This window comes from Oxalobacteraceae bacterium OTU3CINTB1 (assembly GCA_024123955.1).
Classification (GTDB): domain Bacteria; phylum Pseudomonadota; class Gammaproteobacteria; order Burkholderiales; family Burkholderiaceae_D; genus Rugamonas.
In genome coordinates this window covers 189,866-205,551 of the sequence record CP099652.1, presented here as the reverse complement: position 1 = coordinate 205,551, position 15,686 = coordinate 189,866, and the positions used below count along the sequence as shown (strand labels likewise).

16 protein-coding genes are annotated in these 15,686 nt (G+C 62.7%); 10 read left to right on the top strand and 6 right to left on the bottom strand.

The window, feature by feature from the left end; genetic code table 11:
• Positions 1-50 precede the first annotated feature (50 nt).
• Entirely contained in the window at positions 51-1,085 is a 1,035-nt protein-coding gene (locus tag NHH73_00785) for an HD domain-containing protein (protein ID USX26865.1), read from the top strand.
• Positions 1,086-1,090: 5 nt separating this feature from the next.
• Here NHH73_00785 and NHH73_00780 read toward each other — a convergent pair whose 3' ends face one another.
• Complete coding sequence (locus NHH73_00780) at positions 1,091-1,573, bottom strand: DUF1857 family protein (GenBank protein USX26864.1); 483 nt, start codon at positions 1,571-1,573, stop codon at positions 1,091-1,093.
• 141 nt (positions 1,574-1,714) lie between these two features.
• On the opposite strand from NHH73_00780, the gene NHH73_00775 reads away from it, so the two are divergent.
• From NHH73_00775 to NHH73_00765, 3 genes are all read left to right on the top strand, one after another.
• The gene (locus NHH73_00775) at positions 1,715-3,787 is read left to right on the top strand and encodes a UvrD-helicase domain-containing protein (protein ID USX26863.1); all 2,073 of its coding nucleotides are present in this window, start codon (positions 1,715-1,717) and stop codon (positions 3,785-3,787) included.
• A gap of 88 nt (positions 3,788-3,875) precedes the next feature.
• Positions 3,876-4,331, top strand: a complete 456-nt coding sequence (locus NHH73_00770; protein USX26862.1) for a cache domain-containing protein — start codon at positions 3,876-3,878, stop codon at positions 4,329-4,331.
• A 45-nt stretch (positions 4,332-4,376) separates the two neighbouring features.
• Positions 4,377-4,589 (top strand): SlyX family protein, encoded by a 213-nt coding sequence (locus tag NHH73_00765; GenBank protein ID USX26861.1) that lies wholly within the window; start codon positions 4,377-4,379, stop codon positions 4,587-4,589.
• A 1-nt stretch (position 4,590) separates the two neighbouring features.
• On the opposite strand, the gene NHH73_00760 is transcribed toward NHH73_00765, so the two are convergent.
• A complete protein-coding gene (locus NHH73_00760) occupies positions 4,591-5,058 on the bottom strand; it encodes a heme-degrading domain-containing protein (protein ID USX26860.1) in 468 nt (155 codons plus the stop codon).
• Positions 5,059-5,246: 188 nt separating this feature from the next.
• On the opposite strand from NHH73_00760, the gene NHH73_00755 reads away from it, so the two are divergent.
• Positions 5,247-6,395 carry a GGDEF domain-containing protein gene (locus NHH73_00755; protein USX26859.1) on the top strand — a complete coding sequence of 383 codons (1,149 nt, stop codon included), beginning with the start codon at positions 5,247-5,249 and terminating at the stop codon, positions 6,393-6,395.
• A 127-nt stretch (positions 6,396-6,522) separates the two neighbouring features.
• Complete coding sequence (locus NHH73_00750) at positions 6,523-6,969, top strand: SRPBCC family protein (protein USX26858.1); 447 nt, start codon at positions 6,523-6,525, stop codon at positions 6,967-6,969.
• A gap of 38 nt (positions 6,970-7,007) precedes the next feature.
• On the opposite strand, the gene NHH73_00745 is transcribed toward NHH73_00750, so the two are convergent.
• The 3 genes from NHH73_00745 to NHH73_00735 form a co-directional block, all read right to left on the bottom strand.
• Complete coding sequence (locus NHH73_00745; protein USX26857.1) at positions 7,008-7,289, bottom strand: hypothetical protein; 282 nt, start codon at positions 7,287-7,289, stop codon at positions 7,008-7,010.
• Positions 7,290-7,389: 100 nt separating this feature from the next.
• A complete protein-coding gene (locus tag NHH73_00740) occupies positions 7,390-7,647 on the bottom strand; it encodes a hypothetical protein (protein USX26856.1) in 258 nt (85 codons plus the stop codon).
• A complete protein-coding gene (locus tag NHH73_00735; protein ID USX26855.1) occupies positions 7,647-8,645 on the bottom strand; it encodes a TonB family protein in 999 nt (332 codons plus the stop codon). The genes NHH73_00740 and NHH73_00735 overlap by 1 nt, the downstream gene beginning before the upstream one ends.
• Before the next feature lie 307 nt (positions 8,646-8,952).
• On the opposite strand from NHH73_00735, the gene NHH73_00730 reads away from it, so the two are divergent.
• A complete protein-coding gene (locus tag NHH73_00730) occupies positions 8,953-9,189 on the top strand; it encodes a type II toxin-antitoxin system prevent-host-death family antitoxin (GenBank protein USX26854.1) in 237 nt (78 codons plus the stop codon).
• 390 nt (positions 9,190-9,579) lie between these two features.
• Positions 9,580-10,155: a TMEM175 family protein gene (locus NHH73_00725; protein USX26853.1), complete on the top strand. Its 576-nt coding sequence runs from the start codon at positions 9,580-9,582 to the stop codon at positions 10,153-10,155.
• A gap of 8 nt (positions 10,156-10,163) precedes the next feature.
• Here NHH73_00725 and NHH73_00720 read toward each other — a convergent pair whose 3' ends face one another.
• Positions 10,164-10,946 carry a hypothetical protein gene (locus NHH73_00720; protein ID USX26852.1) on the bottom strand — a complete coding sequence of 261 codons (783 nt, stop codon included), beginning with the start codon at positions 10,944-10,946 and terminating at the stop codon, positions 10,164-10,166.
• A gap of 309 nt (positions 10,947-11,255) precedes the next feature.
• Here NHH73_00720 and NHH73_00715 point away from each other — a divergent pair, with 309 nt between their 5' ends.
• Together NHH73_00715 and NHH73_00710 are read left to right on the top strand one after the other, a co-directional pair.
• Positions 11,256-13,385 carry a M3 family metallopeptidase gene (locus NHH73_00715; protein USX26851.1) on the top strand — a complete coding sequence of 710 codons (2,130 nt, stop codon included), beginning with the start codon at positions 11,256-11,258 and terminating at the stop codon, positions 13,383-13,385.
• 157 nt (positions 13,386-13,542) lie between these two features.
• Positions 13,543-15,672, top strand: coding sequence for a M3 family metallopeptidase (locus NHH73_00710; GenBank protein ID USX26850.1), 2,130 nt, complete (start codon positions 13,543-13,545; stop codon positions 15,670-15,672).
• Positions 15,673-15,686 lie beyond the last annotated feature (14 nt).

Here is a 15,686-nt window from a genome sequence, read left to right as displayed (position 1 = left end):
CGTGGAATGTTTATAGCGACACCGGTGCTTTGCTTATACGTAAGGGACACATGATCGCCAGCGCCAATCAGATCGACTATCTGATCGAGCGCGGCAATTTTGAAGACTATAGCGACCAGGGCCCGGAATCGGCCGGGCCGGAGTCCGTGCTGCGCAAGCTCAACGGCGCCTGCCTGGAACTGCAGGGCTTGCAGCAAGCCATCGCCCGGCGCGCGGCCCCGCCCGGCCTGCGCCGAAAGCTCGAAGAGATCGCGACCCTGGTGGGCGACGCGATCTCGCTGAACGTCGATATCGCCACCGCCAGCATCCTGCACAACCAGCGGCAGGCGCCTTATCCGGTGCGCCACTGCATCGACACCGCCATCGTCGCGCAGGTGCTCGCCCGCGCCCGCGAGCGCTCGCCGGACGACGTCATGGCCGTCACCCTGGCCGCGCTGACGATGAATCTGGGCTTGCTGGAGGACCAGCAGCGCTGGCATGACGGCGCCGCCGCCTTCGACGCGGCCGAGCGCGAGCGCATGATGGCCCATCCCGAGCTGAGCGCGCGCTTGCTGGCCGATGTGGGGATCACCGACCCGACCTGGGTCGATTGCGTGTTGCACCACCATGAAAACGAGGACGGCACCGGTTACCCGTTTGGCAAGGCCGGGGCGCAGATTCCGCCGCTGGCCAAGCTGGTGATCCTGGCCGATCGGTATTGCGCGCGCGTATCGGAGCGCGGCTACCGCCCGGCGATGTCGGCCAACGCGGCGCTGCGCGACATCCTGCTGGAAGCCCGGACCACCTTGCACACCAACCTGGCGTCGCTGCTGATCCGCGAGCTGGGCATCTACCCCATCGGCAGTTATGTGCGGTTGATCGACGGCGAGGTGGCGGTGGTGTCGCGCCGGGGGCTGCAATCGACGACGCCGCATGTGGAGTCGGTGCTCGGCCCGCGCGGGGCGCCGCTGGAGGTGTTTCTCGAGCGCGACACGCGCATGCCGCTGCACGCGATCCGCGAAGTGCTGACCAATGCCCAGGTGGCGGCGCTGAACGCGCCGCCGCTGCGGATGGAACAGGTGTGGGGAAGCGCGGCGGCGCTATAGCGCTTTTAGTTCAGCGTGGCGCCGAGGCGTCCTTGCGAGGCCAGGTCGCGCAGCACGCGGATCATGTCGATATCGGACTCCTGGTAGGCCGATTTGCGGAACTCGTCGTACATGGCGTTGGCCGCATCGGTGGCGGCGTCGTGGTCGTCCTGGTACTGGAAGCGCACGTACAGGGTGTCGGCGGTCGGGGTTTCGATGGTCACCGTCAGGCTCTGGCGGCTGATGTCTTGCTGCGGCGCCACTTCATAGCGCAGCTGGCGCATCGGTTCAAGCACCACATGGTCCTCGACCACCAGCTCGCCAAACCGGCGGCGGCGGCGGAAGCCGTTGTCGGTGCGCTCGTCGACGATGCAATCGTCCAGGTGCGGGACGAACAACTTCGGCGACTCGGCGCTCAGCACCAGGCCGGCCCACACCTGCTCGGGAGTCAGGGCGTCGATCAAAGGATTCAGCGGGTCGTTAATCTCAATTAAATGTTCGAATTTCATAGTTCTACCGTGTAAAAGCGGCGCATGTGCGCTCCAGGCCAACATGGTAACGCAAATGTCATAAAGCCTCAGCGCCAGCCTGCAAGCGACGGCCCGGCGCTGCTACAATGGCTGGCTATTTCCTCGTCAGATCGTCCCCCGATGTCCAAAGCACCACAATTCGGCCTCAACGTCCCGCAAAGCGAAGCCGTGACCTATCTGGACGGCCCGTGCCTGGTGCTGGCCGGCGCCGGCTCGGGCAAGACGCGCGTGATCACGCAAAAGATCGCCCACCTGATCGAGGACCGGGGCTACGATCCGCGCACCATCGCCGCGCTGACCTTCACCAACAAGGCGGCGTTGGAGATGCAGGAGCGTATCGCCAAGCTGCTCAAGCAGCCCAAGCAGGCCAAGCAGCTGACGGTGTCGACTTTCCATTCGCTGGGCGTGAAGATCCTGCGCCAGGAAGCCAACGGTGTCGGCCTCAAGGACCGCTTTTCGATCATGGACAGCGACGATTGCGGCTCGCTGATCCAGGATCTGGCCATCACCACCGACAAGCAGGTGGTGCGCCGTATCCAGACCGACATTTCGCTCTGGAAAAACGGCCTGGTCGACCCGATGATCGCGCTGCAGCAGGCCAAGGACGAGGACGAGGCGCAGTCCGCTCGTATCTACGCCAGCTATGTGGCGACCTTGTCTGCCTACCAGGCGGTCGACTTCGACGATTTGATCCGGTTGCCGGTGGAACTGTTCCGCAGCAACGAGCCGGTGCGCGACAAGTGGCAGCGCCGCCTGCGTTACCTGCTGATGGACGAGTACCAGGACACCAACACCTGCCAGTACGAGCTGGTCAAGCTGATGGTGACCGGCATCGGCAAGAAGCCGATGTTCACCGCCGTGGGCGACGACGACCAGGCCATCTACGCATGGCGCGGCGCGTCGGTCGAAAACCTGAAGACCCTGCAGACCGACTTCCCCGACTTGCAGGTGATCAAGCTGGAGCAGAACTACCGCTCGACCACCCGCATCCTGCAAGCGGCCAACGCGGTGATCGGCAACAATCCCAAGCTGTTCGAGAAGTCGCTGTGGTCGGAACACGGCCTGGGCGAGCCGATCAACGTGCTCGGCATGGCCAACGACGACCAGGAGGCCGAGCAGGTGGCCATCATGATCTCGGCCGACCATTTCCAGCGCAAGAACAAGTGGTCCGACTACGCCATCCTGTACCGGGGCAACCACCAGGCCCGCATCATCGAGCAAAGCCTGCGCAAGGAACGCATACCGTACACGATTTCCGGCGGCCAAAGCTTCTTCGACAAGGCCGAGATCAAGGACATCATCAGCTACCTGCGCCTGCTGGCCAACACCGACGACGATCCGGCCTTCATCCGCGCCGTGACCACGCCCCGGCGCGGCGTCGGCCAGTCGACCATGGAAACGCTGGGCACCTTCTCGGGCCAGTGGCAGTGCTCGCTGTTCGAGGCCGTGTTCAAGGGCGGCATCGAAGCCCTGCTCAACGATCGCCAGCTGGGACCGCTGCGCGACTTCTGCAACTTCATCAACAACCTCGAGTCGCGCGCCAGCCGTCCCGGTCCGAGCGGGAGCGGCGACAATGCCGCCCAGGTGCTGGACGACCTGCTGGAGGCGATCAATTACGAGTCCTACCTGTACGACATGTTCGACGAGCGCGCGGCCCAGGGCAAGTGGCAGAACGTGCTGGAGTTCACCAACTGGCTCAAGGAGCGCGGCCGTGGCGGCAAGGACCGCGACGGCGACGAAAAGAACGTGCTGGAGCTGACGCAGATGGTGGCGCTGATGTCGATGCTGGAGGGCCAGGACGAGGATCCGGACGCGGTGCGCATGTCGACCCTGCACGCGTCCAAGGGGCTGGAGTATCCGCACGTGTTCCTGGTCGGCGTCGAGGAGGGCATCCTGCCGCACAAGGGCGATCCGGACGCGCCGGCCGAGACCATCGCCGCCCGCGTGCAGGAGGAGCGGCGTTTGATGTACGTCGGCATCACGCGCGCCCAGCGCACCTTGCAGATCACGTGGTGCAAGAAGCGCAAGCGCGGCGGCGAGCAGGTCCATTGCGACCCTTCACGCTTCATCAAGGAAATGGAACTGGACGTCGGCACCGCCGTGCCGGTCGAATCCGAGATCATCACGCCCAAGGAGCGGCTGGCAAGGATGAAGGAACTTTTAACCACACCCAAGCCGGAAGTGAAGCCGTAAACCATCAATAGGCGCGCGTTGTCCACGAGCAATGTGCTAGCATCGATTTGCCGACCGCTTTGGTCCGACTGCTTCCGGAGGTGACATCTTGCGTATCCGACTTATCGCTGCTTTGCTGCTCTCCTGCGCGCTCTTGCCCGCAGCCCAGGCCGAGGAATTCGCCACCAAGGCGGAAGCCGAGGCCATGGTGGCCAAGGGCTTGAAATACTGGAAGGCCAACGGCAACGAGAAAACCTACGCCGAGATCGGCAAGAAGGACGGCCAGTTCGTCGATCGCGACCTGTATCTGGTGATTTACGGTCTCGACGGTACGGTGCGCACGCACGGCGCCAATCCCAAGATGATCGGCAAGAACTTGATGGAAATCCGCGACGTCGACGGCAAATTCTTCATCAAGGAGCGCATCGAGCTGGCCAAGAAGAAAAAGCCGTTCTGGCAGGATTACAAGTTCACCAACCCGACCAACGGCAAGATCGAACCGAAGAGCATGTACTGCGTGCCGGAAGACGATATGGTGCTGTGCGGGGGCGTCTATCTGAAATAAGCGGCGGGGCGGTTAGAATGCATGCTTTCCAGCAGGGAGTATGCCGTGGGTAACACCGAAGACCGCTTCATCGATATCGAAACCAAACTGGCGCACCAGGAATACATCGTGGAGTCGCTCAACCAGCGCGTCTACGAACAGCAACAGCAGATCGACAAGCTCGAGCAGATGTGCGCCGCGCTGGTCCAGCATATGCGCGACCAGGCACAAGGCAACAGCGGCGGCGCGCTCGCGCACGAGCCGCCGCCACACTACTGATTTATACCAGCACCGCGCGCAGCGCCTCGACGGCGATCGCGTGGTCTTCGGCCTGGCGCAGGCCCGACACCGTCACCGTGCCGATCATGCCGACGTTCCTGATCGTGATCGGGAACGCGCCGCCGTGGGCCGCGTAGTCGGCCGGATCGAGATACTTGATCTCGTCGAACGCCACGCCGCGATGCTTATGGTCGATGCCGATGAAGAACGAGCAGCGGCCGAAGCGCTCCACCACGTTGTTCTTGCGGCGTATCCAGTCGGCCTGGTCGGCCGAGGCGCCCTGCATCGCGTGGTGAAACAGCACCTTGCCGTTGACGGTGATGTTGACCGTCACGATTTTCTGCCTGTCCTTGGCCAGCTCGACCACCTTCAAGCCCAGCGCCAGCGCGGTATCGCTGCCGAACGCGGTGAATTGCAATTCCTTTTCCTGCTGCGTCAGCGTGTCGAGCAACTCCGGGAAATTTTCCATCGATAATTCCTTTAGTGGTAAGCGCAGACCGCAGTGTAGCCGAGCTCGGCCTTCTGTTCCCACGCGCAAGACGCAACGCCGATATTTAGTTGTGTCAATGCCCATAAAGTTGTCTGATGGAACAGATGGTTGTGCGTTATACTATCGGCCCGCGTGCCGCCCCCAGCCACGCTCTCCCGTGGTTTTTCATGCACATCGACGTTTCCACCTTGCTCATCGCCATGACGCTCAACATGTTGACGATGGCGGTCGCTTTGCCGTATTTCATGGGGCACGTCAACCGGCCGGCACGGCGCGCGCAGGTCGGCATCGTCTTGCAGACGGCCGGCTGGGTGCTGTTGCTGCTGTCGAGCCTGTGCGAACCGGGTGGCTGGCTGGACCGCTTGCTGTCGACCTTGTCGATGGGCTGCATCGCCGGCGGCATGGCGTTCAACGCGGTCGCTTTCGACTTGTGGTGCGGCCGCCAGGCCACCGCGCGCGCGCCGGCCATCATCGCCGTGCTGCTGACGCTCGGCTACGGCGCCGGCTTTTCGAGCTACGCCTTCCGCGTCGGCTGGGCCAACGGCCTGCTGACCCTGCAGATGGCGATGGTGGTCATGGCGCTGTGCCGCCGGCCGCAGGCGCCGGTCGGCCGCTGGCGCTGGTTGCTGGTGATCTCGCTGCTGGCGCAAATGGTGGTGACGGCCTGGCGCGGCGCGCTGGGCGCCTTCTACACGGCCGACTTCCCGCATTTCTTCGCGCCGCACCTGGTCAACCTGGTGTTCGCGCTGGTGGCCAACATCACGGTGGTGCTGTCGCTGGCGGCCATCCTGCTGGCCCACCGCGACGAGGCCGCGCGCGAACTCGAGCGCTTGGCCACGGTCGACGGCCTCACCGGCGCCCTTAACCGCCGCGCCTGGCTGGCGCAGGCCGGCATCGACCTGGCGATCAGCGTGCGCTACCGGCAGCCGATGGGGGTGCTGATGCTCGATCTCGACCACTTCAAGCAACTCAACGACACGCGCGGCCACGCCGCCGGCGACCGCGCGCTGCAGCGCTTCGCGGCGGCGCTGCGGGCGGTCAGCCGCACCGGCGACGTCTTCTGCCGCTACGGCGGCGAGGAATTTTGTGTGCTGCTCAACCGCGCCGACATCGCCGCCGTCCAGGCCTACGACCGCCGCCTGCGCGAGTGGCTGGCCGACTATGTGTTGCCGACCCTGGATTTCGAGCTGTCGTACAGCGCCGGCATCGCCATGCGCCTGTCGGAATCGGACACCATCGAGGCCATGCTGCGCCGCGCCGACGCCGGCCTGTACCTCGCCAAGGCGCGGGGCCGGGCCATCACGTTGGGCGGGTAGCAGGCGCAACGCCGTTGTTGACGCGTTACGACGCCTGAAAAAATATGCGGGACGATGTCGAATCGACCGTTTGCCGTTCGTCGTATGATCTGAGGGCTGTCCTCTACTTCTTTCAGGAGCATCGATTATGACCACTAACACCGTGCAACTGCATCGCGTCCTCAAGTCCACGCCGGACCGCGTTTATCGCGCCTTCCTGAACCCGGACGCCATGGCCAAATGGCTGCCGCCGTTTGGCTTCACCGGCAAGGTCCACCAGATGGATGCGAAGGTCGGCGGCACGTACAGCATGTCATTCACCAATTTCACCACCGGCGACAGCCACTCGTTCGGCGGAGAATACCTGGAACTGGTGCCGAACGAGTTGCTGCGGTACACGGCCAAGTTCGACGATCCCAACCTGCCGGGCCAGATGCAGACGACGGTGACCTTGCGCGAGGTGTTCTGCGGCGTGGAGATCAAGGTGGTGCAGGAGGGTATCCCGGCGGTGATCCCGGCCGAGGCGTGTTATCTGGGCTGGCAGGAGTCGCTGGTGCTGCTGGCGCAACTGGTCGAGCCGGAGATTCGCCAGTAGTTCCCAAAGTAATGAGGCGTTAGTGCGATGGTCCACGCTCAAGGAGACGGGAGCAGACCATACACCTTGACGATCAAGCCTGCCGTGCCGAGGGCGGTGGTCAGGCAGATGCTCAACAGAATGCGGAAGTCCGTGGTGCGAATCTTCATCAATTGCTCGTGGACGCGAACGAATTCGGCGTCGGTACGGACGAAACCGGCCCGCATTTCGTCGCGCAGTCCCGATACGGCCTGGCCTTGGTAGTCGATCGCCGTCTCCAGATGGGCGACTCGCTCGGCGATGTAAGGTTGGCCCTGCTGGGACTCGCGATTGCTGTTCATGATGGACTCCTCCTCATTGATCGCTACTTTACGCCGTCGTGTAGGCGCGGCATAGAGCGCACGATTGACGCAGCGCCGAACGCGAAAGCTCCGGAGCCGATCACTCGCCAAAAATGTAGTTCGCGGCCTCGCTGTTATCGAGCCAGCGACCGGCTATCGGACTTCCCAGGGCGGAGGCCTTTCGCAGCCAGACCTTGCCTTGCTCCGGATCCGGCGCCGTGTGCATCCCCCTGGTGAGCATATAGCCCATCACTGCCATCGCCTGGACATTTCCACCTGCCGCGGCCCGCTGCAGGAAGTTCCAGCCATCGACCGGGCTTTGCATCACGCCCTTGCCTGCAAGGTACAACTCGCCCATTACCGCCTCCGCCCGGGGATCGCGCCGTTGCGCAGCCTTTCCAAGCCAAGCCTGGCCAGAGCCAAGTCTTTTTCGACCCCCTTGCCGCGTAAGTACATGAGGCCAAGATGTGTCTGAGCCGCCGGCAGGTCGGCTTCGGCGGCCTTGCGGTACCACGACACGGCATTGGCATCGCTCTGTTCAACGCCAGTCCCGTTCTCGTAATAGCTGCCCAATTTATCCTCGGATGCATGATCGCCCTGGTCGGCGGCCTTGCGATACCACTCCGCCGCAAGCGTGGGGGTGCGCGCGACTCCGGTACCCGTTTCGTAGAATCCGGCCAACTTGCGCTGAGCCTGGACATTGCCCTGCTGTGCAGCTTTTTGATAGTAGGCCAGTGCCTGCTCAGGGTTTTTCTCCGCGCCCACCCCGTAGTTTAAGATGTTTGCGAGCTCGTATTGCGCATCCGGCTGTCCGCGTTCCGCCGCCAGGCGAAACATCCTGGTCGCATATGCCGGATCCGCAGGCAAGCCGTGCGATCCCCGATACAGCATCCCAAGCTCATACAAGGCCTGTAAATCGCCTTTCAGCGCGGCGGCGCGATAGGTCTCCGCGCGGTCCACCGCCTGCTGCCTTCGCTCGCGCGTATCGATGCTCCACACATATTGCATCTGCGTCCAGCCACCGACCGCCGTGCCGTTGATTTTTGCCGGGCGAAATCGGCAGCGCCCGATGCCGCGCTGCGCTGCTTCGTCCAGCGAGGGGAAGCCGCTCGACTTGACGATCACCGAGTCCGTCACTTTTCCCTCGTCGCTTACCAGGAACGACAACGTTACGGCACCAGTCTGTTCGCTACGCAGCGCTTCCTTGGGCCATTCCGGCTTCTGACAGCTGTTGAAGTCGGCAACAGCTTGCATGTTTTGCGCTTCGGCGCCAGATGGGATGCTCACGCCTGCCAGCAAGGCCAGGCCGAATGCGGAAGCAAGGATCTTTTTGTTGAAAATGTTTGATTTCATCATGGCGCCACCAAGGAATAGTGGATGCCAGTTTATGTGGTTAAATTGATATTGTCGAGTCGCGTGTCTTTCGCCGCTTACTGCGATGGGAGCAGGCCATAAACCTTGGCGATCAAACCTGCCGTGCCGAGGGCGGTGGTCAGGCTGATGCTTCAATGGATGCGACAGTCCGTGGTGCGAATCTTCATCAATTGTTCGTGCCGCGCCAAAGAGCGCACGATCGACGCAGCTCAGAACGCTACCGTCGAACGTGCGGTCGGTTTCGCATGGTGCTATGATCAAATGACTATCAGATGGTCGCGAGGTTCCCATGTACACGTTTTCTCTGGCTGAAGCGAAAGCACAGCTTAGCAAGCTGGTCGAGTTAGTGGAAAGTGGTGAGCAGGTGACAATCACCAAGCATGGAAAACCCGTTGTGAAGATCGTTAAAAGCGACCAGCCCCGCCAGCAGGTTCCGAGCTTGGCCGGACATCGGGCCGGCATTCGCTATCGAGGTGAGCCTGCCGCTGAATTCATTCGTAAAATGCGGGATTCGGATCGTTTCTGATGCGGTATGTCGATACCAGCGTTCTGATCGCTTTCCTGCTTCCAGAATCCGGCAGCCAACTTGCCGAGCGCTTAATGACCAGTCCTGGCGAGGTTCTCGCCTGTAGCAGCTGGACCGAGGTGGAGTTACTGTCTGCATTGGGCATACAGGTTCGGCGCATATGTTGGATGGATGGCAGACAAGCGTTCGCGCAGGAGACGCACTGCATTTGGCCTTGGTCCAGCAATACCAAGCGGAACTGTGGACCTTTGATCGCATTATGGCAAAGGCAGCCTCGCATTTCGGCCTTCGATGCCAGCTCATGCGCATCTAACCGATGGGGGAGGACCGGACGCCGCCAAGCCGTCTGCCATCCTGTAAAATCAGCCCACAAAAACACTGGGGAATCAGATGGGCAAAGGCAGGCTTGAAGCGTTCAGCGATGGCGTCATCGCGATCATCATCACCATCATGGTGCTGGAACTGAAGGTGCCGCACGGGGCCGATCTGGCGGCGTTGGAGCCGTTGGTGCCGGTGTTTTTCAGCTATGTGCTCAGTTTCGTCTACGTCGGCATCTACTGGAACAACCACCATCACATGCTGCACGCCTCAACCGTGGTCAACGGCAATGTGTTGTGGGCCAATCTGCACCTGATGTTCTGGCTGTCGCTGATCCCGTTCGCCACCGGTTGGATGGGCGAGAACCATTTCGCGCCGCTGCCGGTCGCGCTGTACGCCGCCACGCTGTTTTTGGCGTCGGTGGCTTATTTCATCCTTGAGCGCATGCTCATTTCCTGCAACCCGAAGGATCGCGTCCTGGCCAAGGCCGTCGGCAAGGACCGCAAGGGCATGGCGTCCATGGTGCTGTATCTGCTCGCCGTGCCGCTGGCGTTCGCGTCGGTGTGGGCGTCGTTCGCGCTGCTGGTGCTGGTGGCGATCTTGTGGTTCCTGCCCGACCGCCGCATCGAGGCGGCGATGCGCCCCTGAGCGACAGGCTAAGGCGTCGCGCCGCAGCTGCCGCCGATACGCGTCCACAGCGAACGGCTGATGGCATGCATGCTCGGGCCGCCTTGATCCATCGCTTGCAACTGCTTGGCGATTTCCGCTTTCTCCGCCGCCGAGTTGGCGCTGGCCTGCTCCTTGAGCAAATCGGCCCTGGTCTCGGCCAGCGCCGCCTGCATCTCGGCCTGCTGGCGCGGCAGGTCGGCCAGCATTTGCTTCGCCTGCGCGCGCTGTTCCGCCGTCGGGGCGTTTTTGGCCGCGTTCTCCAGCATCGGCCGCATGGCGTTCATGTTCGACGCCGCCGGCGACGTCTTCGTGTCGGACTCGTGGGTCATCTCCCATTTGTCGTTGCCGAGCTTGCGGATGGTGATCTTGATCTTGCCGATGGCGCACTGCGATTCGGTGACCAGGGTGGTGTCGGTGATGCTTTCCGAGATGTTCTTGCAGGCCGAAGCGGCCATTTCCGGCGGCAGGATCTGCGCTTTGCCACTGCGCGGCGGCAAACAGTACGGCTTCTGCCCACTGGCGCCGTTGTAGATCCGTTGGGGACTTTTTCCCGGCTGCATGGCGGTCACGTCGACCTTGCCGCTGGCGCTATCGAGCTGGTGTCGGACGGTGGCGCTGTCGGGCGACATCCGCATCGAGGCATCGCTGTCGATGCGGTACAGGCCCGGCGGCGGCGCCACCTTGTTGAAGGCCTCCGGCGTGATGGCGGCATGGGAGGGGCCGGCGACCCCGGCGGCGAGCAAAGCGGCAATGAGCAAGGTGCGCGGCAAGGTGGTTCTCCTGGTTGGATGCCGCGATCTTAATACAAAGTGTGATGATTCAGATAATTGACGCGTACTGTGCGCGGCCGGATCGGCGGTGCCGTTTCTACGGTCGGCGCCGACACCGAGCGCCTCTCAGCGCCGTAATGGGCGGTGCAGCAAATCATTCTTCGGAAAATATGCACCATTTCCAATCAAGTGCAGTGCACCATTTTTTGCGGGTGACTGCTTGTCTATCACCCTGATATGATCTTGCGCTTCCGTGCCGCGCTTTGCCGCGCCGGCATTTTTCCTGGCGCTTATTGAAAGATGCAGATCATGTCCCGTCCCCAGATGCTTGTTGTCGCCGTCGCCCTAGGCCTGGCCTTCTCCCAGACAGTTCTGGCCGCCCCGGCCGCCTCCCTGGCCGGCAACCCGCTGGCCACCGCCAGCACCTTGCCGTTCCACTATCCGGCCTTCGACAAGATCAAGGATGAGCATTTCCTGCCGGCCTACGCCGAAGGCATGCGCCAGCAACTGAAGGAAATCGATGCGATCGCCAGCAACAGGAAGCCGGCGACGTTCGACAATACCATCGTGGCGATGGAGAAATCCGGTGCGTTGCTGACGCGCGTGCAAACCACCTTCGGCAACTTGCAAGGCGCCAACACCAACGACAAGCTCGACGCCATCGACAGCGAAATGTCGCCCAAGCTGGCCGCCCACGGCGACGCGATCTACCTGAACGCCAAGCTGTACGCGCGCGTCAAGGCGCTGTACGACAAGCGCGACAGCCTGAAGCTGGACGCCGAATCGAAGCACCTGCTGGAACGCTATCACACCGATTTCGTCCGCGCCGGCGCCAACCTGTCGGCCGCCGACAAGGACAAACTGCGGGCGCTCAACGGCGTTATCGCTTCTTTGCAGACCACCTTCACGCAGAACGTGCTGAAGGAAACCAACGCCTCGGCGCTGCTGGTCGATACCCGCGAGGAACTGGCCGGCATGAGCGACGCCGAGATCGACGCGGCCGCCGCCGCCGCCAAGGCCAAGGGCAAGGACGGCAAGTTCCTGATCGCGCTGGTCAACACCAGCGGCCAGCCGCCGCTGGCCGTGCTGAAAAGCCGCGCCGTGCGCGACAAGCTGATGGCCGTATCGCTGTCGCGCGGCGCCAATGGCGGCGAGTTCGACAACCGCCAGGTGGTGCTGAAGATCGCCAAGGCGCGCGCCGAAAAGGCCACCCTGCTGGGCTATGCCAACTACGCCGCCTACTCGCTGGAAGACCAGACCGCGCACGACACCGCCGCCGTCAACAAGCTGCTGGGTGAACTGGCCCCGCCGGCCGTCACCAACGCTAAAAAAGAAGCGGCCGACCTGCAAGCGGTGGTCGACACCGAAAAGGGCGCCTTCAAGATCGGCGCGGCCGACTGGGCTTACTACACCGACAAGGTGCGCGCGCAGCGCTTCGCCTTCGACGAGAACCAGCTCAAGCCTTACTTCGAACTGGACAACGTGCTGGTCAACGGCGTCTTCTTCGCCGCCACCAAGCTGTACGGCATCACCTTCAAGGAACGCAAGGATCTGCCGGTGTACAACCCGGACGTGCGCGTGTTCGACGTGTTCGACGCCGACGGCAAGCAGCTGGCCATCTTCCTGGCCGACATGTACGCCCGTGGCAACAAGCAGGGCGGCGCCTGGATGAACGAATACATCTCGCAGTCGACCTTGCTGGGCACGAAGTCGGTGGTGGCCAACCACCTCAACATTCCCAAGCCGCCGGCCGGCGAGCCGACCCTGCTGACCTACGACGAGGTCAAAACCGCGTTCCACGAGTTCGGCCACGCGCTGCACGGCATGTTCTCGAACGTGAAGTATCCGCGCTTCTCCGGCACCAGCGTGCCGCGCGACTTCGTAGAGTATCCGTCGCAGGTCAACGAAATGTGGGCCGTGTGGCCGGAGGTGCTGTCCAACTACGCCAAGCACTACAAGACCGGCGCGCCGATGCCGAAGGAATTGCTCGACAAGGTGATCGCGTCGAAGAAGTTCAACCAGGGCTTCCTGACCACCGAGTACCTGGCCGCGTCGCTGCTGGACCAGCGCTGGCACCAGCTGACCCCGGCGCAAATCCCGACCGACGTGCTGGCCTTCGAGGCGCAGTCGCTGAAGGACATGGGCGTCGATTTCGCGCCGGTGCCGCCGCGCTATCGCACCACGTATTTCTCGCATAGCTTCTCGGGCGGCTACTCGGCCGGCTATTACGCCTACCTGTGGTCGGAGAAGCTGGACGCCGACACCGTCGAATGGTTCAAGGAGAAGGGCGGCCTGAAACGCGAGAACGGCGACTGGTTCCGCGCCAAGCTGCTGTCGCGCGGCGGCACGGACGATGCGATGAATTTGTTCCACAACTTCCGTGGCCGCGATCCGGTCATCGAGCCGCTGCTGGAACGCCGCGGCCTGACCGGAAAATAATCGCTTCACTCAATGTCATTGGACCGTAGGGCGGATTAGCGCAGCGTAATCCGCCATGAGCCGCCGACGGCTCATCCATGGCGGATTACGGCGTTCCGCCTAATCCGCCCTACGTGGAACCGTGGCCATTTATATTTCGCTATATCAAAGGATTTCCATGAATCGCACCAACCTGATTATCGCCGCCGCCATCACCGCGATCTGCGGCGTGGCCCACGCCGCCCAACCTGCTTCGCTGCTGGCCGCGAGCAACCCGTTCGCCAAAGTCAGCCCGTTGCAATACGGCTACCCGCAGTTCGACAAGATCAAGGACGACGACTACGCGCCGGCCTTCACCGAAGGCATGCGCCAGCAGGCGGCCGAGATCGAAGCCATCGCCAACAACAAGAAGCCGGCCACTTTCGACAACACCATCGTCGCGATGGAGAAATCGGGCCAGCTGCTGTCGCGCGTGTCCAGCGTGTTCGGCAACCTGTCCGGCGCCAACACCAACGACACCTTCAAGGCCCTCGAGCGCGAGCTGTCGCCGAAACTGGCGGCCCACAGCGACGCCATCCGCCTCAACGGCAAGCTGTACGCGCGCATCCAGTCGCTGTACGCCAAGCGCGACAAGCTGAACCTGGACGCCGAGTCGAAATACCTTTTGGAACGCTACAACACCGACTTCGTGCGCGCCGGCGCCAAGCTCTCGGCCGCCGACAAGGACAAGCTCAAGGCGATGAACGCGGAGCTGGCCAAGCTGCAAACGACCTTTGCGCAGAACGTGCTGGAAGAAGCCAACGCCTCGGCGCTGATCGTCGACACCCGCGAGGAACTGGCCGGCATGAGCGACAAGGCGATCGACGCCGCCGCCATCGTCGCCAACAAACGCGGCCTGGAAGGCAAGTTCGCCATCCCGGTCGTCAACACTTCCGGCCAGGCCAACCTGGCCGTGCTGACCAACCGCGCCACGCGCGAGCGCCTGATGGCCGCGTCGCTCACGCGCGGCAGCCACGGCGGCAAGTTCGACAACACGCAAGTAGTGCTGCAACTGGCCAAATTGCGCGCCGACAAGGCCGCGCTGCTGGGCTACCCAAGCTTCGCCGCCTACGCGCTGGAAGACCAGACCGCGCACGATCCGGAAGCGGTCAACAAGATGCTGTCCGAATTCGCCCGTCCGGCCGTCGCCAACGCGAAGAAGGAGGGCGCCGAGATCCAGCAGGTGATCGACAAGGAAAAAGGCGGCTTCCAGCTGGCCGCGCACGACTGGTCGTTCTACAGCGACAAGGTGCGCGCCGAGCGCTTCAACTTCGATCAGAACCAGCTCAAGCCGTACTTCGAGCTGAACAGCGTGCTGACCAACGGCGTGTTCTTCGCCGCCAACAAGGTCTACGGCCTGTCGTTCAAGGAACGCAAGGACCTGCCGGTGTACAACCCCGACGTGCGCGTGTTCGACGTCATGGACGCCAACGGCAAGCAACTGGCCATCTTCATCGCCGACTTCTACGCCCGCAGCAACAAGCGTGGCGGCGCCTGGATGAATGCCTACGTGTCGCAATCGTCGCTGATGGGCACGCAGCCGGTGGTGGCCAACCACCTCAACATTCCAAAGCCGAACGACGGCGAGCCGACCCTGCTGACCTACGACGAACTGCGCACCTTGTTCCACGAGTTCGGCCACGCGCTGCACGGCATGTTCTCGAACGTCAAGTACCCGCGCTTTGCCGGCACCCGCGTGCCGCGCGACTTCGTCGAGTTCCCGTCGCAAGTCAACGAGATGTGGTCGACCCAGCCGGAAGTGCTGGCCAACTACGCCAAGCACTACCAGACCGGCGCCGCCATGCCGCAGGAGTTGCTCGACAAGGTGATCGCTTCTAAGAAATTCAACGAAGGCTTCCGCACCACCGAGTACCTGGCCGCGTCGATCCTGGACCAGAAATGGCACCAGCTGGGCGCGACGCAGATCCCGACCGACGTGCTGGGCTTTGAAGCGGCCTCGTTGAAGGCGGCCGGCGTCGATTACGCGCCGGTGCCGCCGCGCTACCGCACCACGTACTTCTCGCACGTGTTCTCGGGCGGCTACTCGGCCGGTTACTACGGCTACCTGTGGTCGGAGAAGCTGGACGCTGACACCGTCGAATGGTTTAACGAAAACGGCGGCATGCTGCGCAAAAACGGCGATTACTTCCGCAAGATGCTGCTGTCGAAAGGCGGCACGATGGACGCAATGCAAATGTTCCGCGAATTCCGCGGCCGTGACGCGAAGATCGAACCGCTGCTGGAGCGCCGTGGTTTGACCGAGAAGTAATTTTCAGAGGTATC

Coding starts and splice junctions, on each gene's coding strand:
- NHH73_00785 (USX26865.1), top strand. CDS start 51: ATGATCGCCAGCGCCAATCAGATCGACTATCTGATCGAGCGCGGCAAT.
- NHH73_00780 (USX26864.1), bottom strand. CDS start 1,573: ATGAAATTCGAACATTTAATTGAGATTAACGACCCGCTGAATCCTTTG.
- NHH73_00775 (USX26863.1), top strand. CDS start 1,715: ATGTCCAAAGCACCACAATTCGGCCTCAACGTCCCGCAAAGCGAAGCC.
- NHH73_00760 (USX26860.1), bottom strand. CDS start 5,058: ATGGAAAATTTCCCGGAGTTGCTCGACACGCTGACGCAGCAGGAAAAG.
- NHH73_00755 (USX26859.1), top strand. CDS start 5,247: ATGCACATCGACGTTTCCACCTTGCTCATCGCCATGACGCTCAACATG.
- NHH73_00750 (USX26858.1), top strand. CDS start 6,523: ATGACCACTAACACCGTGCAACTGCATCGCGTCCTCAAGTCCACGCCG.
- NHH73_00745 (USX26857.1), bottom strand. CDS start 7,289: ATGAACAGCAATCGCGAGTCCCAGCAGGGCCAACCTTACATCGCCGAG.
- NHH73_00740 (USX26856.1), bottom strand. CDS start 7,647: ATGGGCGAGTTGTACCTTGCAGGCAAGGGCGTGATGCAAAGCCCGGTC.
- NHH73_00735 (USX26855.1), bottom strand. CDS start 8,645: ATGATGAAATCAAACATTTTCAACAAAAAGATCCTTGCTTCCGCATTC.
- NHH73_00730 (USX26854.1), top strand. CDS start 8,953: ATGTACACGTTTTCTCTGGCTGAAGCGAAAGCACAGCTTAGCAAGCTG.
- NHH73_00725 (USX26853.1), top strand. CDS start 9,580: ATGGGCAAAGGCAGGCTTGAAGCGTTCAGCGATGGCGTCATCGCGATC.
- NHH73_00715 (USX26851.1), top strand. CDS start 11,256: ATGTCCCGTCCCCAGATGCTTGTTGTCGCCGTCGCCCTAGGCCTGGCC.
- NHH73_00710 (USX26850.1), top strand. CDS start 13,543: ATGAATCGCACCAACCTGATTATCGCCGCCGCCATCACCGCGATCTGC.